This window comes from Dickeya oryzae, assembly GCF_020406815.2.
Classification (GTDB): Bacteria; Pseudomonadota; Gammaproteobacteria; order Enterobacterales; family Enterobacteriaceae; genus Dickeya; species Dickeya oryzae.
On record NZ_CP162670.1, the window covers coordinates 4,714,222 to 4,734,647 of the forward strand.

Annotated in this window: 17 protein-coding genes; 15 read left to right on the forward strand and 2 right to left on the reverse strand. The window is 51.6% G+C overall.

What is annotated here, in order from left to right:
• The first annotated feature begins 1 nt into the window (after position 1).
• The 10 genes from rsmG (at position 2) to LF929_RS20815 (ending at position 8,158) form a co-directional block, all read left to right on the forward strand.
• Positions 2–622, forward strand: a complete 621-nt coding sequence (rsmG, locus tag LF929_RS20770) for a 16S rRNA (guanine(527)-N(7))-methyltransferase RsmG (protein ID WP_226092768.1) — start codon at positions 2–4, stop codon at positions 620–622.
• Positions 623–1,243: 621 nt separating this feature from the next.
• Positions 1,244–1,627 (forward strand): F0F1 ATP synthase subunit I, encoded by a 384-nt coding sequence (gene atpI, locus LF929_RS20775; protein WP_038909390.1) that lies wholly within the window; start codon positions 1,244–1,246, stop codon positions 1,625–1,627.
• Positions 1,628–1,649: 22 nt separating this feature from the next.
• Complete coding sequence (atpB, locus tag LF929_RS20780) at positions 1,650–2,441, forward strand: F0F1 ATP synthase subunit A (RefSeq protein WP_016941654.1); 792 nt, start codon at positions 1,650–1,652, stop codon at positions 2,439–2,441.
• 49 nt (positions 2,442–2,490) lie between these two features.
• Entirely contained in the window at positions 2,491–2,730 is a 240-nt protein-coding gene (atpE, locus tag LF929_RS20785) for a F0F1 ATP synthase subunit C (RefSeq protein WP_004093904.1), read from the forward strand.
• 64 nt (positions 2,731–2,794) lie between these two features.
• Positions 2,795–3,265 carry a F0F1 ATP synthase subunit B gene (gene atpF, locus LF929_RS20790; RefSeq protein ID WP_012886748.1) on the forward strand — a complete coding sequence of 157 codons (471 nt, stop codon included), beginning with the start codon at positions 2,795–2,797 and terminating at the stop codon, positions 3,263–3,265.
• A 14-nt stretch (positions 3,266–3,279) separates the two neighbouring features.
• Positions 3,280–3,813 carry a F0F1 ATP synthase subunit delta gene (gene atpH, locus LF929_RS20795; RefSeq protein ID WP_226092769.1) on the forward strand — a complete coding sequence of 178 codons (534 nt, stop codon included), beginning with the start codon at positions 3,280–3,282 and terminating at the stop codon, positions 3,811–3,813.
• Between the two features lie 12 nt (positions 3,814–3,825).
• On the forward strand, positions 3,826–5,367 hold the full coding sequence (atpA, locus tag LF929_RS20800) for a F0F1 ATP synthase subunit alpha (protein WP_016941653.1): 1,542 nt from the start codon (positions 3,826–3,828) through the stop codon (positions 5,365–5,367).
• Between the two features lie 53 nt (positions 5,368–5,420).
• Entirely contained in the window at positions 5,421–6,284 is an 864-nt protein-coding gene (gene atpG / locus LF929_RS20805; protein WP_016941652.1) for a F0F1 ATP synthase subunit gamma, read from the forward strand.
• A 48-nt stretch (positions 6,285–6,332) separates the two neighbouring features.
• Positions 6,333–7,715, forward strand: a complete 1,383-nt coding sequence (atpD, locus tag LF929_RS20810; RefSeq protein WP_038906104.1) for a F0F1 ATP synthase subunit beta — start codon at positions 6,333–6,335, stop codon at positions 7,713–7,715.
• A gap of 29 nt (positions 7,716–7,744) precedes the next feature.
• Entirely contained in the window at positions 7,745–8,158 is a 414-nt protein-coding gene (locus tag LF929_RS20815; protein ID WP_026357867.1) for a F0F1 ATP synthase subunit epsilon, read from the forward strand.
• Between the two features lie 130 nt (positions 8,159–8,288).
• Here the strand turns inward: LF929_RS20815 and pelX are convergent, their stop codons facing one another.
• The gene (gene pelX, locus LF929_RS20820; RefSeq protein WP_226092770.1) at positions 8,289–10,493 is read right to left on the reverse strand and encodes a pectate disaccharide-lyase PelX; all 2,205 of its coding nucleotides are present in this window, start codon (positions 10,491–10,493) and stop codon (positions 8,289–8,291) included.
• 393 nt (positions 10,494–10,886) lie between these two features.
• On the opposite strand from pelX, the gene glmU reads away from it, so the two are divergent.
• Together glmU and glmS are read left to right on the forward strand one after the other, a co-directional pair.
• Positions 10,887–12,257 carry a bifunctional UDP-N-acetylglucosamine diphosphorylase/glucosamine-1-phosphate N-acetyltransferase GlmU gene (gene glmU / locus LF929_RS20825; RefSeq protein ID WP_226092771.1) on the forward strand — a complete coding sequence of 457 codons (1,371 nt, stop codon included), beginning with the start codon at positions 10,887–10,889 and terminating at the stop codon, positions 12,255–12,257.
• A 233-nt stretch (positions 12,258–12,490) separates the two neighbouring features.
• Positions 12,491–14,326 (forward strand): glutamine--fructose-6-phosphate transaminase (isomerizing), encoded by a 1,836-nt coding sequence (glmS, locus tag LF929_RS20830; RefSeq protein WP_226092772.1) that lies wholly within the window; start codon positions 12,491–12,493, stop codon positions 14,324–14,326.
• Between the two features lie 119 nt (positions 14,327–14,445).
• On the opposite strand, the gene LF929_RS20835 is transcribed toward glmS, so the two are convergent.
• Positions 14,446–16,761: a diguanylate cyclase gene (locus LF929_RS20835; protein WP_210176875.1), complete on the reverse strand. Its 2,316-nt coding sequence runs from the start codon at positions 16,759–16,761 to the stop codon at positions 14,446–14,448.
• Between the two features lie 602 nt (positions 16,762–17,363).
• Here LF929_RS20835 and pstS point away from each other — a divergent pair.
• From pstS to pstA, 3 genes are all read left to right on the forward strand, one after another.
• The gene (gene pstS / locus LF929_RS20840; RefSeq protein ID WP_038906123.1) at positions 17,364–18,404 is read left to right on the forward strand and encodes a phosphate ABC transporter substrate-binding protein PstS; all 1,041 of its coding nucleotides are present in this window, start codon (positions 17,364–17,366) and stop codon (positions 18,402–18,404) included.
• Between the two features lie 133 nt (positions 18,405–18,537).
• Positions 18,538–19,497: a phosphate ABC transporter permease PstC gene (pstC, locus tag LF929_RS20845; protein WP_016941645.1), complete on the forward strand. Its 960-nt coding sequence runs from the start codon at positions 18,538–18,540 to the stop codon at positions 19,495–19,497.
• Positions 19,497–20,384 carry a phosphate ABC transporter permease PstA gene (gene pstA, locus LF929_RS20850; RefSeq protein ID WP_016941644.1) on the forward strand — a complete coding sequence of 296 codons (888 nt, stop codon included), beginning with the start codon at positions 19,497–19,499 and terminating at the stop codon, positions 20,382–20,384. Before pstC ends, pstA begins: the two co-directional genes overlap by 1 nt.
• Positions 20,385–20,426 lie beyond the last annotated feature (42 nt).

The following is a 20,426-nucleotide window of genomic DNA, read 5'->3' on the forward strand; positions in this document are numbered from 1 at the left end:
CGTGCTAGAGAAACTAAACAGCCTGCTGCAGCGTGCTGGAATGGCGCTGACCGATCAGCAAAAAAAACAGTTGCTTCAGTATGTAGCGTTACTCCACAAATGGAACAAAGCCTATAACCTGACATCGGTTCGTGAGCCGGAACAAATGCTGGTTCGGCATATCATGGACAGTCTGGTGGTGGAACCACACCTGTACGGAAATCGTTTTATCGATGTGGGTACCGGCCCGGGGTTGCCAGGCGTACCGCTGGCGATTGCTCGCCCTGATGCGTATTTTGTCCTGCTGGATAGTCTGGGAAAACGCGTGCGTTTTTTGCGTCAGGTGCAGCATGAGCTGGGTCTGAACAATATTGAGCCGGTACAGAGTCGGGTTGAGGATTTTCCTGCCGAACCCGCGTTTGATGGTGTGATTAGTCGAGCCTTTGCGTCATTGCAAGACATGGTCAAATGGTGCCATCACCTGCCATCCCGTCCACAGGGCCGCTTTTATGCCCTCAAAGGCACGGTGCCGCATGACGAAATGGGATTACTGCCGCAAGGTGTCACGGTTGATAAGGTCGTTCCTCTGTCGGTTCCTGAGCTTGACGGAGAGCGGCATCTGGTGGTGCTAAAGCCCAATTAATTTTGTCATTTATCAAAGAAATCATGAATAGTTGTAAACTTTTCATACTGATAGCTCAAAGTGAAATAATGACCTTTATCACTTTTTCGTTCACCGTAATTTTACAACTCGGTGGTATAACCTCTCCGGTTGAGGGGATGAAAGAGGCGTATCAGCAAACTATTTGTATGATTCGGTAAGGGGATTGATGGCCCCATTGTGTTAAAAACATGAGAAAAAAATATCCAGATTGTCAATAGATGGTTTTGTGGCAGTATTCGGGTGATTTTGTGAGTGCCGGGTTTTTAAAGTATTGAAATTATGAGATATATCTGGGTTTTTTTACTGAGAGCAAAAAAAAATCAATTCAGATGTAAAAGCCTTAGTTTAATTTTATGTGAGAAATATCACATATTGCTGACGTCAGATGCATTGGGTTTCTCTAATCAACTTTGGGGATAGTTAGTGAAAATAAGGCTTCGGAAATAAATTTAAATAATCGTTCACCTTTTTGCTACTTATCGATTGAATTCGCATGGATGACCCGTATAATTTGCTCGTTTTTCGCTGCTTGACTCGGTACTGCAAAGGCAGTTTTATACGGTCATTCAGCATGCCTCTGAAAAGGTACGGAGAATCATCATGCCTGTATCCCTTTACAGTGGGAAACTCGCCCGGTTATCGCTGTTATTGCAGTTGGCGGTGATTTTTGTTGCCGGTGCTGCGTTTTGCGCGGGTGGCTTTAGAGCGGGTGCTTCCGCACTGGCTGGAGGGTTGGCAGCCTGGCTGCCGAGCATGGTGTTTATACTGTTTGCCGTACGGCATCAGGCAGACAAGCCACCGGAAGGTCGGGTAGCCTGGTCGTTTGCCGTTGGAGAAGCGCTGAAAATGCTCTTCACCATCGTGCTATTGGTGGTGGCGTTAGGTGTGTTTCATGCGGCTTTTTTTCCGCTTGGCCTGACGTACTTAGTGGTGCTGATCACGCAGATCGTGGCACCGACTGTAATTAACCGTTACCGTAGTTAACAACAAAAGGGTAAGAGACATCATGTCTGCATCTACTCCGCAAGAGTATATCGGTCACCACCTGACCCATTTGCAGGTGGGCTCGGGATTCTGGTCGATTAACGTCGACTCGATGTTTTTCTCCGTGGTCCTCGGCGTACTCTTTCTGGCTATCTTCCATAAGGTTGCCAGGACCGCGACCAGTGGCGTACCGGGTAAACTTCAAACGGCGGTCGAACTGGTTGTGGGATTTGTCGATGGCAGTGTTCGCGACATGTTCCACGGGAAGAGCAAACTTATCGCACCATTGGCGTTGACCGTTTTCGTTTGGGTCTTCCTTATGAACCTGATGGATTTGTTGCCTATCGATTTGTTACCGCAAATCTGGGCCCATATCTATAGCGCTCTCGGTCATGACCCTGCCCATGCTTATCTGCGTGTGGTACCTTCCGCTGACGTAAACGTTACGCTGTCCATGGCGCTGGGCGTATTCATTCTGATTCTGTTCTACAGCATCAAGATGAAAGGTGTGGGCGGTTTCGTTAAAGAACTGACCATGCAGCCGTTCAATCACCCTGTGTTTATTCCCATCAACCTGATTCTTGAAGGGGTGAGCTTGCTGTCCAAACCGGTATCTCTTGGTTTGCGACTGTTTGGAAACATGTATGCGGGTGAGTTGATTTTCATCCTTATTGCAGGCTTGTTGCCGTGGTGGTCACAGTGGATTCTGAATGTGCCTTGGGCCATTTTCCACATTCTGATTATCACGCTGCAGGCTTTTATCTTTATGGTTCTGACGGTTGTTTATCTTTCGATGGCATCTGAAGAGCATTAATTTTTCACAACACTACAAACGTTTTAACTGAAACAAACTGGAGACTGTCATGGAAAACCTGAGTATGGATCTGCTGTACATGGCTGCCGCTGTGATGATGGGCCTGGCGGCAATCGGTGCTGCAATCGGTATCGGCATTCTGGGTGGTAAGTTCTTGGAAGGTGCTGCCCGCCAGCCTGACCTGATCCCTCTGCTGCGTACACAGTTCTTTATCGTTATGGGTCTGGTGGATGCTATCCCGATGATCGCGGTAGGTCTGGGTCTGTACGTGATGTTTGCGGTGGCCTAAGCAGGCGTAAGCTTGTCAGGTTAAAGACATCGACTCATTTAACTCATGAAAGAGGCATTGTGCTGTGAATCTTAACGCAACAATCCTCGGCCAGGCCATTGCGTTCGTCCTGTTTGTCTGGTTCTGCATGAAGTATGTATGGCCGCCGATTATGGCAGCCATCGAAAAGCGTCAGAAAGAAATTGCTGACGGTCTTGCTTCTGCTGAACGTGCCAAAAAAGATCTGAACTTAGCGCAGGCCAATGCGACCGACCAACTGAAGAAAGCCAAAGCGGAAGCTCAGGTGATCATCGAGCAGGCAAACAAACAGCGTGCTTTGATTCTGGACGAAGCTAAAGTGGAAGCGGAAGCGGAACGCAACAAAATCGTGGCGCAGGCGCAGGCTGAAATCGAAGCCGAACGCAAACGTGCCCGTGAAGAGTTGCGTAAGCAGGTTGCCATTCTGGCTATTGCCGGTGCCGAGAAAATTATTGAACGTTCCGTGGATGAAGCTGCCAACAGCGACATCGTTGATAAACTGGTCGCTGAACTGTAAGGAGGGAGGGGCCGATGTCTGAATTTGTCACGGTAGCTCGCCCCTACGCCAAAGCAGCTTTTGACTTTGCCGTTGAACACCAGGTGCTTGATCGCTGGCAGCAGATGCTGGCGTTCGCTGCCGAAGTTGCGCGTAATGAACATATTGCCGGCATGCTGGCTGGAGCTATCGCTCCCCAGACCATGGCGCAGACATTCATTACCGTGTGTGGTGAACAACTGGATGAAGCGGGCCAGAACCTGATCCGGGTGATGGCTGAAAACGGACGTTTGCCAGTGCTGCCTGAGGTACTGGAACAGTTTGTTCAATTGCGTGCGGAGCTGGAATCGACCGTGGATGTCGAGGTTATTTCCGCCGCCACGTTGAGCGAGCAGCAGTTGTCAGGGATAACTGCTGCAATGGAACAACGTCTGTCACGTAAAGTGAAGCTGAATTGCAAAATTGATAAGTCTGTTATGGCCGGCGTGATCATTCGCGCGGGCGATATGGTGATAGACGGCAGTATTCGCGGTCGTCTGGAACGTCTGGCAGACGTCTTGCAGTCTTAAGGGGACTGGAGCATGCAACTGAATTCCACCGAAATCAGTGAACTGATCAAGCAGCGGATTGCTCAGTTCAACGTTGTGAGCGAAGCTCATAACGAAGGTACAATTGTTTCCGTTAGTGACGGGATCATTCGCGTACACGGTCTGGCTGACGTGATGCAGGGTGAAATGATTTCCCTGCCGGGCAACCGTTACGCGATCGCACTGAACCTGGAGCGCGACTCCGTTGGTGCGGTAGTTATGGGTCCGTACGCGGATCTGGCTGAAGGCATGAAGGTTAAATGCACCGGCCGTATTCTGGAAGTGCCGGTTGGCCGTGGCCTGTTAGGCCGTGTGGTCAACACGCTGGGTGCGCCCATCGACGGTAAAGGCCCGCTGGAACATGATGGCTTCTCTGCCGTAGAAACCATTGCGCCGGGTGTTATCGATCGCCAGTCCGTTGATCAGCCGGTTCAGACCGGTTACAAGTCTGTGGACGCCATGATTCCAATCGGTCGTGGTCAGCGTGAGCTTATCATCGGCGACCGTCAGACCGGTAAAACCGCGCTGGCGATTGATGCCATCATCAACCAGCGTGATTCCGGCATCAAATGTATTTATGTCGCTATCGGCCAGAAAGCGTCCACCATTGCTAACGTGGTGCGTAAACTGGAAGAGCACGGTGCGTTGGCCAACACTATCGTTGTGGTGGCAACAGCGTCTGAATCTGCTGCGTTGCAATACCTGGCACCGTATGCCGGTTGCGCCATGGGTGAATACTTCCGTGACCGCGGTGAAGATGCGCTGATCATTTATGATGACCTGTCTAAACAGGCTGTCGCTTATCGTCAGATTTCCCTGTTGCTTCGTCGTCCGCCTGGTCGTGAAGCGTATCCGGGTGACGTATTCTACCTGCACTCCCGTCTGCTGGAACGTGCTGCGCGTGTTAACGCCGAGTACGTGGAAGCCTTCACTAAAGGTGAAGTGAAAGGACAAACCGGTTCTTTGACTGCTCTGCCGATCATCGAAACGCAGGCTGGCGACGTATCCGCGTTCGTTCCGACCAACGTTATCTCGATTACCGATGGTCAGATCTTCCTGGAATCCAACCTGTTCAACTCTGGTATTCGTCCGGCGGTTAACCCAGGGATTTCCGTATCCCGTGTGGGTGGTGCTGCACAGACCAAGATCATGAAGAAACTGTCCGGTGGTATTCGTACCGCGCTGGCACAGTACCGCGAACTGGCAGCATTCTCCCAGTTTGCCTCTGATCTGGACGATGCAACCCGTAAACAGCTGAGCCACGGTCAGAAAGTGACCGAGTTGCTGAAACAGAAACAGTATGCGCCGATGTCTGTTGCGCAGCAGTCTCTGGTGCTGTTCGCGGCAGAACGTGGTTATCTGGAAGACGTTGAACTGGCGAAAGTCGGCAGCTTCGAAGCCGCACTGCTGGCTTACGCCAGCCGTGAGCACGGCGAGCTTCTGCAGCAGATCGACCAGACTGGTGCTTATAACGATGAGATCGAGGGTAAATTCAAAGGCATCCTCGATACCTTTAAGGCAACCCAGTCCTGGTAACGCCCCGTGGCCTGCCTTAACGGCAGGCCGCTAGGCATTGAGGAGAAGCTAAGATGGCCGGCGCAAAAGAGATACGTAGTAAGATCGGAAGCGTCCAGAACACGCAGAAGATCACCAAAGCGATGGAAATGGTCGCCGCTTCCAAAATGCGTAAATCGCAGGATCGTATGGCGGCCAGCCGTCCTTATGCGGAAACCATACGCAAAGTGATTGGTCACCTTGCGTTAGGGAATCTGGAATATAAACACCCGTACCTGGAAGAGCGTGACGTTAAGCGTGTCGGGTATCTGGTGGTGTCTACCGACCGTGGCCTGTGCGGCGGCCTGAACATTAACCTGTTCAAGAAGCTGCTGGGTGATATGAAAGCCTGGAACGAAAAAGGCGCCGAGGTTGATCTGGCGATGATTGGTTCCAAAGGTGTTTCTTTCTTCGGTTCTGTAGGCGCAAACATTGTTGCTCAGGTTACCGGCATGGGGGATAACCCTTCGTTGTCCGAACTGATCGGGCCGGTGAAAGTCATGCTGCAGGCCTACGACGAAGGTCGTCTGGATAAACTGTACGTGGTGAGCAACAAGTTCATCAATACCATGTCTCAGGTTCCACAAGTTGTTCAGCTGCTGCCATTGCCCCCGGCAGAAGAAGGCGAGCTGACGAAGAAATCCTGGGATTACCTGTATGAACCCGATCCTAAGTCGCTACTGGATACCCTGTTGCGCCGCTATGTGGAGTCTCAGGTTTATCAGGGCGTCGTAGAAAACCTGGCCAGTGAACAGGCCGCGCGAATGGTAGCGATGAAAGCCGCAACAGATAACGGCGGCAACCTGATCAAAGAGCTGCAGTTGGTTTACAACAAGGCTCGTCAGGCAAGCATCACTCAGGAACTCACCGAAATCGTATCGGGAGCCTCCGCGGTTTAAATCAGGTTTTACGAATTACGTATTGTCGAATTACGTAGAGGATTCAAGATGGCTACTGGAAAGATTATCCAGGTAATCGGCGCCGTGGTGGACGTCGAGTTCCCTCAGGATGCCGTACCGAATGTGTACGAAGCGCTTGAGGTAGAGAACGGGGCTGAGAAATTGGTGCTGGAAGTGCAGCAGCAGTTAGGTGGCGGCCTGGTTCGTTGTATTGCAATGGGTTCTTCCGACGGCCTGCGCCGTGGTTTGAACGTCACCAGCCTGGCGCACCCGATCGAAGTCCCGGTTGGTAAAGCGACGCTGGGTCGTATCATGAACGTACTGGGTCAGCCGGTCGACATGAAAGGACCGATTGGCGAAGAAGAGCGCTGGGCGATTCACCGCGCAGCCCCGACGTACGAAGAGCTGTCCAACTCTCAGGAACTGCTGGAAACCGGTATCAAGGTTATCGACCTGATTTGTCCGTTCGCAAAAGGCGGTAAAGTTGGTCTGTTCGGTGGTGCGGGTGTAGGTAAAACCGTAAACATGATGGAGCTTATTCGTAACATCGCGATTGAGCACTCCGGTTACTCCGTGTTTGCGGGTGTGGGTGAGCGTACCCGTGAAGGTAACGACTTCTACCACGAAATGACCGACTCCAACGTTATCGACAAGGTATCGCTGGTGTATGGCCAGATGAACGAGCCGCCGGGTAGCCGTCTGCGTGTGGCGCTGACCGGTCTAACCATGGCGGAAAAATTCCGTGACGAAGGTCGTGACGTTCTGCTGTTCGTGGATAACATCTACCGTTATACCCTGGCGGGGACGGAAGTATCCGCACTGCTGGGTCGTATGCCGTCCGCGGTAGGCTACCAGCCGACGCTGGCAGAAGAAATGGGTGTGTTGCAGGAGCGTATTACCTCCACCAAGACTGGTTCTATCACGTCTATCCAGGCCGTTTACGTGCCTGCGGATGACTTGACTGACCCGTCACCAGCAACCACCTTTGCGCACCTGGACTCGACAGTAACACTGAGTCGCCAGATCGCCTCTCTGGGTATCTACCCGGCCGTTGACCCGCTGGATTCCACCAGCCGTCAGTTGGATCCACTGATCGTGGGTCAGGAGCACTACGATGTGGCGCGTGGCGTGCAGTCTATTCTGCAGCGTTATCAGGAACTGAAGGATATCATCGCGATTCTGGGTATGGACGAGCTGTCTGAAGAAGACAAGCTGGTTGTATCCCGTGCACGTAAGATCCAGCGCTTCCTGTCTCAGCCGTTCTTCGTAGCTGAAGTATTTACCGGTTCTCCGGGTAAATACGTGTCTCTGAAAGACACCATCCGTGGCTTCAAAGGCATTATGGAAGGCGAATACGACCACCTGCCGGAACAGGCGTTCTACATGGTTGGTTCCATTGATGAAGTAGTGGAAAAAGCCAAGAAACTGTAACGCCTTGATAGGAGGGTGATATGGCTGCTATGACTTACCATCTGGATGTCGTTAGTGCGGAACAGGCAATGTTTTCCGGTCTGGTGCAGAAGATCCAGGTGACCGGTAGCGAAGGCGAACTGGGAATCTATCCTGGCCACGCCCCCCTGCTCACGGCCATTAAGCCTGGTATGGTGCGCATTGTTAAACAGCACGGCGAAGAAGAGTATATCTACCTGTCCGGCGGTATCCTTGAGGTACAACCGAATATGGTGACCGTGCTGTCCGATACCGCCATTCGTGGGCAGGATCTTGATGAAGCGCGTGCGCTGGAAGCGAAACGCAGAGCCGAAGAGCATATTCGCAATTCACACGGTGATGTGGATTATGCTCAAGCCTCTGCTGATTTGGCAAAAGCCATCGCCAAACTGCGCGTCATTGAGCTGACCAAAAAAGCGATGTAACAGATGCTGATGTAACTATCATGCAGATGTAAAAAAGCCAGCTGATTCAAGCTGGCTTTTTTTATGGCTGGAAAAAAAGACAGAAAGACGGATGGGAAGGCCCCGCCTCTCTGTTTTCACCCGTTCGGCGTTATTTCTTTTTCAGAAAATCACCCAACTGCAAATTGCCTTTTTCATCACGGCTGAATACCGCCGGTATTGCGACGGATGTATAATTCGCCGTCGTGATCTCTTTTCCTTCGCTGTTGAGCGAATGGTTATTTTTGATGAAATAGTTGCTGGCATCTACCCTGCCGACGACGGCGTCATCATATTTGCCAGGGTGGGTGCGCAGTGAGATATTGTTTTTTAAAATACCTTGTTTTTCAGGGCTATAGTAAGGATTTGGCCGGAAGATAAAGTTAAAGCGCACGTTATCCAGCGCGATATTATTGGTGACCTGCAGTGCGCCGGGGTTGAAGTTGTCGCTAAAACCATCCATGTGGTTACCGATAGCTATGCTATTTTTCACCTGATGCGCGACAGGCTGGCCTTCACCACCCAGCTTGAAGCCATTGCTGGTGTTGTTGAGCGAGACGGAGTTCTCGATCAATACTGCGCCATTCGGGCCATCCTCAATTTTGTTGAACAGGTCGAAGCCGTCATCAACGTTGTCATGGGAGAAGGCACCGCGAATGACGTTACCCTCGCCAACCCGCATTTTTATTGCGAAACCATCGGCGTCTTTTTTACTCGGGTCCTGATTACTGTGGGATTCTGAATTCAGGATCAGGTTATAACTGGCCCATAACGGACGACCCACGTTATCGCTGGATGAAACCTGAATACCGGTATTATCGCAGTGGTGTGCCAGTACCCGTTCAATCTGGTTGTGGCTGCCTTCAATGCGGAAACTCTTCTCGGTAATTTCGATCCCTTTGATTTTCCAGTGGCTGGCGTTGAGTTGCAGGCCGTGGAAAACCGCTTTTTTGTCTGCTGGCATCAGCGTTTTAATGCCTCTGGCGTTACCGCTGGCACTGACCGGGATAACGGTCGCGCTGTAATCGCCATCCATCAGCCATACTGTGCCGCCAGCAGGTAACGCATTAATGGCCGTTTTAATATCCAGTGGTGCGTTTTTGCTGCCGTTGTTGCCAGCTTTACCTTCCGGGGAGACATACAGATTTTTGGCGTCGGCCAGCGTGATTTTTTCTACGCTGAACGACGTGTCTTTTGCGGTTTTGTCTTCACCTTCTTCAGGAATGTAGACCAGCTTGAACTCTGATTTTGGCTGCGTCAGCCTGGTTGTCAGAGAGAAATAATCCCCGGCGCGAACATGTTGCGGTTTACCCAACGATTTGCCGTTTTGGAATACTTCGATCGTTCCGTTGTAATTCACCCGCGCCTGTACCGGATAGGTGTCGCTGGTGGAAAGCGAAGACGATGCTACTTGCAGCAGTGGAGCAGTGGTTTCTGCTTTGAACGGCGCGGAAGGTTTAGTATTCGCCGGGCTGGTGGTCAGACTGGCGTTACTGATGGTTATTTTCGCATTACGGGAGGCGAAGAATCCCACGTAGTAGTGGCTTTTGTCTTGTTGAGTAACGAGATCCGCCCCTTTTATGGTTTTACTGACCCACTGATCGCTGCCTTTGGGCGCATAAGCGGTGATGAAGCCATCGTTGGTGCGTTCCAGTTTCAGACGAAATGTCGGGGTCTGCTCCAGGTTAATTTTTTCCTGATAACTGGTACGGGTAATTTCTGCGTTGGTATTACCCCAGGGTTGTGTCACGCCATCGCGGCTAATAAGCTGCATTTTCACATCGGTTTTCGATTTTTTGTCCTGCGTCATGATGGCGTTCATCACCATGTTCGATGCCGCTGGAAACTCTTCGTACCCTTCTTTCAATGGTTCCTGACGGGGGACGCCAGGGATATCGCGAACTAACAGACCGGCCCCTTCCTGGGCATTGGGTTTGGCGTCGTTTTCCGGGCCGAACTGGTCGACGGTGACGTCAGATTGCAATATGAAATTCACATTGGCAGGCAATTGCGTATAGAAAAAGGTCAGGCCGTCATGGGTGTTGGCGATTTTCCCGCCCCGACTTTCGATAGTAACCGGAGAAGCCAGACTGGCTTTATCATTAACGGTCAGCTTTTTACCGTTGATAATAACGTCGTTAACGCCGACTTTTCCCGGCAATACGTTGGTGGCGAAGTTCACATCAGTAGACTGACCAAACGCGATGCTGTGCCACACTGGTACGGCATCCTGAGTGGTGGCAAAGGCGGTGTGGGAACCCAGAAGTAAAAGCGAATTAAAGGCGACAGAGAGTAACCCCGAAGTAGCGTATTTCATATTTTCCCCATCATTATTTGTTTTGAGCGGCGCATTATCTCAAAAAATGAAACGCTGTTTCTTTTGTTGCCTCACAAACTGAGCGATGAAATTCACTTAATGAAACAATTAGTTTCATTTTGTCGTATGTGTCCCGGTTCGATGAAACGATCGCTCGCTGTTATTCCGTGTATATACTCTGGTTATTGCAGGAGATGCTGAGGGTGGGAACGTTTCGCGTTACCTGAATCCTGCCGGGTTGAGTAAACTCACGTTAATACGTTTTTTCAGCCTGGAGTAGGCGTTGTGACGTATTTTTCGCTGAAAAATATGTAGTAATCCTGTGTAATAACGGGTTTACTTTCGTTCGTCCGTACTCAATCGGACACCATTCAGTTTTTAGTCAGGATGCCTATGTCAAACAGTGCAATGAGCGTGGTTATCCTTGCCGCCGGCAAGGGAACCCGCATGTATTCCGATCTTCCCAAAGTGCTTCACCCTCTGGCGGGTAAACCGATTGTTCAGCATGTGATCGATGCGGCGAAGGGGGTTGGTGCCCGGTGTATTCATCTGGTTTACGGACACGGTGCGGACCTGATTCGCGAAACGCTGACGGAAACATCGCTGAATTGGGTATTGCAAGCCGAGCAGTTGGGAACGGGCCATGCGGTGCAACAAGCGGCCGATGGGTTTGACGATAACGAAGACATTCTGATTCTGTACGGCGATGTGCCGCTGATCTCTCCTGCCACGTTGCAGCGCCTGGCCGCCGCCAAACCGCAAGGCGGTATTGGCTTGCTGACCGTCAATCTGGTTGACCCTACCGGTTATGGCCGTATTGTGCGCGAGAACGGCGACGTGGTGGGGATTGTGGAACATAAAGACGCCACCGAACAGCAGCGTACCATTACGGAAATCAACACCGGTATTTTGGTGGCCGGCGGCCGTGATTTGAAGCGTTGGTTAAGCCAGCTCAATAATCACAATGTACAGGGTGAATATTATCTTACCGATATTATCGCCATGGCGTCGCAGGAAGGGCAGCGGGTGGTGGCGGTACAACCGTCGCGTCTGAGTGAAGTGGAAGGCATCAATAACCGTCTGCAACTGGCAACGCTGGAGCGCACTTACCAGCGCGAACAGGCGGAGCAGTTGTTGCTGGCGGGGGTCATGCTGCTGGATCCGGCCCGTTTTGATTTACGTGGCGAACTGGTACACGGGCGTGATGTGACTATCGACACCAACGTCATTCTGGAAGGCCGGGTGACGCTGGGTAATCGGGTGAAAATTGGCGCGGGCTGTGTAATCAAAAACAGTGAGATCGGTGATGATTGCGAACTCAGCCCGTACACTGTAGTGGAAAATGCGGTGTTGCAAGCGCGCTGTACTGTTGGGCCGTTCGCCCGCCTGCGTCCCGGTGCGGTGCTGGAAGAAGAAGCGCATGTCGGCAATTTCGTCGAATTGAAAAAAGCGCGTCTTGGCAAAGGGTCGAAAGCCGGTCATCTGACGTACCTTGGCGATGCGGACATTGGCTCTGGTGTGAATATTGGCGCGGGTGTGATTACCTGTAACTACGATGGCGCAAACAAGCACCAGACGGTGATTGGCGATGATGTGTTTGTCGGCTCGGATAGCCAGCTGATAGCGCCTGTTAAGGTGGCTAATGGCGCGACTATTGGGGCTGGGACTACCGTCACCCGTGAGGTGGGGGAAAATGAGCTGGTTATTAGCCGTGTTAAGCAAACCCATATCAGCGGTTGGATACGCCCGGTGAAGAAAACATAAGAGTCTTACTCCCTTGGATTCGGTTTTCTGCGCAGGCGTATAAGGCGTACCGATCCGAGGGAGAATACGTCTTGATATAAGACGGTTTTGCCCTGTGTTCCCTGGGGGAATTCAGGTCAAAACATAAAAATCCCCACTCTCTACAAGGCTCGGGGAACCCGGAAAAAACCGGAACAATCAGGTCTAAAGACATCGTGGTGACACAATATGTCACGTTTATAGGAATACAACCGATGTGTGGAATTGTAGGCGCTGTTGCGCAACGAGATATTGCTGAGATCCTGCTGGAGGGGCTACGCCGCCTCGAGTACCGTGGTTATGACTCTGCCGGTCTGGCGGTGGTGAATAGTGAAGGGACGGTGTCCCGCCTGCGTCGTCTGGGCAAAGTGCAGGTGCTGGCTCAGGCGGCGGAAGAGCATCCGCTGTTGGGCGGAACCGGCATTGCCCACACCCGTTGGGCGACCCACGGTGAACCGTCTGAGCAGAACGCTCACCCGCATGTGTCTGGCGACATTATTGTGGTGCACAACGGTATCATTGAAAACCATGAGCCGCTGCGCGAGTTACTGGTATCCCGTGGCTATCATTTTGTTTCCGAAACGGATACGGAAGTGGTGGCACATCTGGTGCACTGGGAACAGCAGCAGAACGGTGGTTCGTTGCTGGATATCGTACAACGCGTGATCCCACAACTGCGCGGTGCGTATGGCATGGTCCTGATGGATAGCCGTGACCCCAGCGTACTGGTTGCTGCACGCTCTGGTAGCCCGTTGGTGATTGGCCGTGGTGTCGGTGAAAACTTTATTGCTTCCGACCAGCTGGCATTGCTGCCGGTAACCCGTCGCTTCATCTTCCTGGAAGAAGGTGACATCGCCGAAGTCACGCGTCGTACCGTGCGCATCGTCAACCGCCAGGGGCAGGACGTTGAGCGCGAAGAAATTGAATCAAAAGTACAGTACGATGCCGGCGACAAAGGCGCGTACCGTCACTACATGCAAAAAGAGATCTACGAGCAGCCGATGGCTATCAAAAACACCCTGGAAGGGCGTTTTAGTCATGGCGAGATCAACTTGTCCGAGTTAGGCCCGCAAGCGGATACGCTGCTGGCACAGGTTCAGCATATTCAGATTATTGCCTGCGGTACGTCTTATAACTCTGGCATGGTGTCGCGTTACTGGTTTGAGTCGCTGGCGGGGATTCCGTGTGATGTGGAAATCGCTTCAGAATTCCGCTATCGCAAACCGGCGGTTCGCCCCAATAGCCTGATGATTACCCTGTCCCAATCCGGTGAAACAGCCGATACATTGGCGGCATTGCGTTTGTCGAAAGAACTGGGGTATCTGGGGTCGCTGGCGATTTGTAACGTAGCGGGTTCGTCGCTGGTGCGTGAATCGGATCTGGCGCTGATGACCCGTGCTGGTACCGAAATCGGTGTGGCATCCACCAAGGCATTCACGACACAATTGACGGTGTTGCTGATGCTGGTGGCGCGCATTGGTCGCCTGCGTGGTATGGAAGCCCGTATTGAGCAGGATATCGTGCATGCATTGCAGGCATTACCGGCGCGTATCGAACAGATGCTGTCGCAAGATAAGCTGATCGAATCGCTGGCGGAAGGTTTCTCCGATAAACATCACGCATTGTTCCTGGGCCGCGGCGACCAGTATCCGATTGCGATGGAAGGGGCGCTCAAACTCAAGGAGATTTCCTACATCCATGCGGAAGCTTATGCCGCAGGTGAGCTGAAACACGGGCCGCTGGCATTGATCGATGCCGATATGCCAGTCGTCGTGGTCGCACCCAACAACGACCTGTTGGAAAAACTGAAATCCAACATTGAGGAAGTGCGTGCACGTGGCGGCGAACTTTACGTGTTTGCTGATGAACAGGCTGGATTCACCTCCGATAGCGACATGATGAAGATTATCCAGTTGCCGCACGTAGAAGAAGTGATTGCACCGATCTTCTATACCGTGCCGTTGCAACTGCTGTCTTACCATGTTGCCTTAATTAAAGGCACCGACGTAGACCAGCCGCGCAACCTGGCGAAATCGGTGACGGTGGAGTAAAAGGGTAGATAGTATTTAATCTTGACCCGAAAAACATATATCAAAAGCCTTGGGGTTCTATCTCAGGGCTTTTTTCATTGTATTTTAGAATGAAAGTACGACGACTCAATCAATACCTTTTATTTCCACACCACCCGATTGCGGCCTGCGTTTTTCGCTTCGTATAGGGCATCATCGGCCCGTTTCATATCGCTTTCAAAGTTGTCTTTTAGGTTTTGAACATGGCGGTGCTTGATAAAGGTGGCACCGATACTGATAGTAAAATGGAAAGAATAACCGTCGACGGTGAACAGGGTATTTTCCACCTCGATACGGATGCCGTTCATAATGGCATCCACATTATCGGGATTGGCGTGATGCATAATCAGGCCGAATTCTTCACCCCCCAACCGGGCAACAAAGTCATCAGTACGTAGTTTACTGGTAATGATTTCTGCCAGGCGACAGATCGCCACATCACCGACGTGGTGACCGTATTGATCGTTAACCTTTTTGAAGAAGTCGATATCGATAATCGCCAGCGCGGTGTTTTTCTCGTGATTACGGTAGCACTTCTCTGCTTCCAGAATGTAGGCGCGTCGGTTGTGGATACCGGTCAGCGGGTCTGTATTCGCCATTTCCAGCAGTTTGGCTTCCAGCTCTTCTCTGGCGCGCTGGGTTTCAAGCGCGTAGAACAGTGAGCCCAGTGTATCCACGAACGGGCTGAGAAAGCGTAATTGCTGTTCATTGTAGCCATCAAAGCGGTTACCCAATCCGATCATGCCGACCACTTCATTACGAAAATAAATGGGTAAGCCCATAAATTGACGCAGGATGGGATGGCCTTTCGGCACGCCGCGTGAGGCAGAGTGCGCGCGCGGTGAGTTGGTAATCAGCGGTTTGCCGGTGGTTACCACATGCCCGAACAGGTTATCCAGGCTGGTGAACTGCAATTTGTTTTGCAGGAACGTGTCATAAGAATTTTTGCTGTCGCCGTTCCAACTGACATTGGAAATCGCGACGATGTGCAGCACTTTCTTATTCTCATGCTCTCTGACCTGGCCGATGAAACCAAACTCTGACGCCGAAATAGAGAGCAGGTCGTCAAAGATGGACATGCAGGCCTCCTGAATATCCGTTTTTTCCAGAAAGATCTTTTGCGCGCGGTTAATCAATTCCAGCAGGCGTTTATCCGCCTCTTCCTGCAATTCTTTGTTTTTCTTTTCCGTGATATCACGATGGGTACCGGCAACCCGAATCGGTTTGCCTTTTTCGTTGTATTCCACCACCTTGCCGTAGGTTTCAATCCATACCCAATCGCCTTTACTATGGCGCATCCGGTATTGTTCATTGATTAGCGTCGTCTGGCCGGTGGCGCAGGCTTCCGCCGCGCGTACCATGTTTTCCCGGTCCAGTGGATGCATTAATTGCTGCCAGTAATCCAGTGAGGAGTCGAACTGGTCTTGTGTGATCCCCATCATTTCACACCATTGTTTATTAACGCGGATGGTGTGCCGTCCTAAATCCCAGTCCCAGGTGCCAAGGCTGGATGACTCCAGCACCAGTCGCATCTGGTTATTGGTATCCACCAGCAGTTTTTGCAGGTATTTCTGGTGAGAGTTATCGATCAGCAATGCCTGTACATGGCTCAGTTTGCCGTTGTGGTGGTAATTGGCGGTGGAAAGCTGTCGAATCCACAAGGTTTTTCCCCCCGGCGACAAAAAGCGGTATTCGCATTCCAGATTGGCCACCCCTTTTTTGTGGTTATCCAGTGCAAATAACAGATTCTCGTAATCATCTGGGTGGACATAGCTTTCCATCATCGCGCAGTGGTGGCGGATTTCTTCTTTGCTGACACCCAGCACATGCTGCGCGTTGGGCGAGATATAGGAAATGTGCAGCATATTGTCCTGCTGCCAGTTGACGAGCACCACGGATGAGTTATTCAGCAGTTGGATTTCCTGCTCCTGATGTAACCGTGCATTCTGCAACTTAAACAGGAATTCGGTAGTGCTGGCAACGAAAGCGGCGGTTTCGCGCGTCGCCTCATCAAGGATGCGCGGCTGATAGTCAATGGCGGCCAGCGAGCCGACGACAACCTCGTCGAGCACCAGAGGAATACCAAAGTAGCTGCGGATATGCGGGGCTCCGGTGACTAATGGATGTTGGCAAAACAGGTTATTCGTCAAGGTATCTGGCACAAACACGGTGGTAGCGCTGGCAATCACCGTGTTGCAAAACGCCAGATCCCGGTCGGTGCATTCAATATTGATACCTTCGCTGAAAATCAGCCACTGCTTATCCTGGTCGATAATCGAAATAAAGGCAGCGGGAAAATTCAGTATTCGTGTAAATAAAATGACCTGGTTTTGAAACGATTGCTGTAAGCCTAAGTCAAGCAAATGATACTCATTGATTTTCGCGACGCGCTGCTCGTCGGCGTTATATTTTTTCATTGTCACTGTTCCTGTAAATATAAATAAAATCAGTGCATTGTTTCCTGGTGCCAGAACAGAAAAACGCGACTATTAGGTTCGGTGATAAAAGCGTGAAAACATCCTGTAGGAGAGTGGAGTCCTGACGTGAGAGCGTTTTTTTTCAATTATATATCTGAGTATAGAACAGGTTTTTTTATCGACAGTGAGATCGAGACCGGGAAGAAACAAAAATCAGGCGATGACATAAATCGGTGATACAGGCGGCGTAAACTGAAGGCAGATAACACAACGATTACGTGTGGTGTGCTGTTCTTGTTTGTGACTCGGCGTCATTTTCTGGTTTCGGGGAATGCTGGAAAAAGAGCGTGGACGCAGAGGGTGATAAATGCGCTAATGTGTTATTTTTCCTTAATTATCAATGTGTATTAATGTTGCGCCGACCTGCTTTTATTGAGCGCTACCCCCGTATGATTCGCTGAATCTGACTCGTGTGTCACATAACTGTCATGTTGCGTACATTTTACTGTCACTGAATTGACCTATTTTCTCCACCAGCAAACTACACTCTGATTAAACAATAGCTCCGGGTCTACACGTTTAGGTATCCCACAGGAGGGATTATGAAACTCATGCGTACCACTATTGCCAGTATTGTTGCAGCAAGTTTTTCTCTGACGGCGGTTTCTGCGTTTGCCGCAGCAAATATTACCGGTGCTGGTGGCACTTTCCCTGCCCCGGTTTACACAAAGTGGGCTGACTCTTACGAAAAAGAAACCGGTAACAAGGTTAACTATCAGGGTATCGGTTCTTCTGGTGGCGTGAAGCAGATTCTGGCTAAAACCGTTGATTTCGGTGCGTCAGATGCCCCGCTGGAAGATGCCAAACTGACCCAGGAAGGTTTGATTCAGTTCCCGACCGTTATCGGCGGTGTGGTACTGGCGGTGAACCTGCCGGGCGTGAAATCCGGTGAACTGACGCTGGACGGTAAAACGCTGGGCGACATCTACCTGGGTAAGATCAAAAAATGGAATGACGAAGCCATCGCCAAACTGAACCCGGGCGTGAAACTGCCGGATCAGGATATCGCTGTGGTACGTCGTGCCGACGGTTCTGGGACGTCCTACGTGTTCACTAGCTATCTGGCGAAAGTGAACAGCGAGTGGAAAGAGAAGATTGGTGCGGGCAATACCGTTAACTGGCCGACCGGTCTGGGTGGTAAAGGTAACGACGGTATCGCTGCGTTTGTTCAGCGTCTGCCGGGGTCTATCGGCTACGTTGAGTACGCTTACGCCAAACAGAATAACCTGACCTACACCAAACTGATTTCTGCTGATGGCAAAGCGGTCACCCCGACGGAAGTGTCTTTCAGCAACGCGGCTAAAGGCGCTGACTGGAGCAAGTCTTTTGCGCAGGACCTGACCAACCAGAAAGGCGACAACGCGTGGCCGATTACCACCACCACGTTCATCCTGATGTACAAGAAGCAGGATAAACCTGAGCAGGGCAAAGAAGTGCTGAAGTTCTTTGACTGGGCTTACAACAAAGGTGGCGCACAGGCGAAAGCACTGGACTACGCGACCCTGCCGAATGAAGTGGTTGCGCAAATTCGCGCTGCCTGGAAAAGCCAGGTGAAAGACAGCAGTGATAAAGCGCTGTATTAATTTGCACTTAGCAAGATAGGTTGTGTGAGTACCGAGAGGTGGATAAACCGGAAACGGGGTATCCACCTCTGACATTGGTTGGGGGCTCCCCCAATTATCGCAAAGACGTAGTTATCTGAAAGAAGAGAGACGTATGGCTGAGCAAAAGCCAACTATTACACCTCCGGGAAAACAGGGCGACATACTGTTCGGGGCGCTGGTCAGACTGGCGGCCCTGTTGACGTTGCTGCTGCTGGGCGGAATTATCGTTTCCCTGATTTTTGCCTCATGGCCAAGCATCAAAACGTTTGGTTTCTCCTTTCTGTGGACCAAAGAGTGGGATGCGCCCGCCGGACAATTTGGCGCGCTGGTACCGATTTACGGCACCATCGTGACCTCGCTGATCGCGCTGATTATCGCCATCCCCATCAGTTTCGGTATCGCATTGTTCCTGACAGAACTGGCGCCAGGTTGGCTGAAACGTCCGCTGGGTGTGGCTATCGAATTGCTGGCGGCTATCCCCAGCATCGTTTACGGCATGTGGGGGTTGTTCGTGTTCGCCCCGCTGTTCGCTAAATATTTCCAACAGCCGGTGGGTAACGTGCTCTCCAGTATTCCGCTGGTCGGCACGCTGTTTTCCGGTCCGGCGTTCGGTATCGGTATTCTGGCCGCCGGGGTGATTCTGGCTATCATGATAATCCCCTACATTGCCGCGGTGATGCGCGATGTGTTCGAGCAAACGCCGGTGATGATGAAAGAGTCGGCGTATGGCATCGGTTGTACCACCTGGGAAGTTATCTGGCACATCGTGTTGCCGTTCACCAAAAACGGTGTGATTGGCGGCGTGATGCTGGGACTGGGCCGTGCGTTGGGCGAAACCATGGCGGTGACGTTTATCATCGGCAACACGTACCAGTTTGATAGTTTCTCGCTTTATATGCCGGGCAACAGTATCACCTCTGCGCTGGCTAACGAATTTGCCGAAGCGGATACCGGGTTGCATACCGCCGCGTTGATGGAGCTGGGCCTGATCCTGTTTGTGATTACGTTTATCGTGCTGGCCTGTTCGAAGCTGATGATCATGCGTCTGGCTAAAAACGAAGGAGCACGCTAATGGCAAGCATTGGTATTGAAAACCGTTCTGACACGATGGAAACCCGCCGCAAGATGCAGGCCTGGCGTCGCCAGAAAAACCGCGTTGCGCTGTTTTTGTCGATGCTGACCATGGCGTTTGGCTTGTTCTGGCTGGTGTGGATTCTGATGTCCACCGTGACTAAAGGCATTGACGGCATGTCGCTGTCGCTGTTTACCGAAATGACGCCGCCGCCGAATACGGCGGGTGGTGGTTTGGCCAACGCGATTGTCGGCAGTGGGCTGTTAATTCTGTGGTCAACATTGTTTGGCACGCCGCTGGGGATTCTGGCGGGCGTCTACCTGGCAGAGTACGGCCGCAAGTCGCTGATCGCGGAAGTGATTCGCTTTATTAACGACATCCTGCTGTCAGCACCGTCGATTGTGGTGGGGCTGTTCGTCTACACGCTGGTTGTGGCCAAGATGGAACACTTCTCTGGCTGGGCCGGGGTGATTGCGCTGGCGCTGTTGCAGGTGCCTATCGTTATCCGTACCACGGAAAACATGCTGAAACTGGTGCCGGATAGTCTGCGTGAAGCGGCTTACGCACTGGGGACGCCGAAATGGAAGATGATCTCGGCCATTACCCTGAAAGCGTCGGTATCCGGCATCATCACCGGGGTGTTGCTGGCGGTAGCGCGTATCGCCGGGGAAACCGCACCGCTGCTGTTTACCTCGCTGTCGAACCAGTTCTGGAGTACGGATCTGATGCAGCCGATTGCCAACCTGCCGGTCACCATCTTTAAATTTGCGATGAGTCCGTTTAAAGAGTGGCAAGGGCTGGCGTGGGCCGGGGTATTGTTGATTACCCTGTGTGTGCTGGTGCTGAACATTCTGGCGCGTGTGCTGTTCGCCAAAAAATCACATTAACAGCGCGCTAAAAAGACACCTTAATAACGCAACATTAAATGA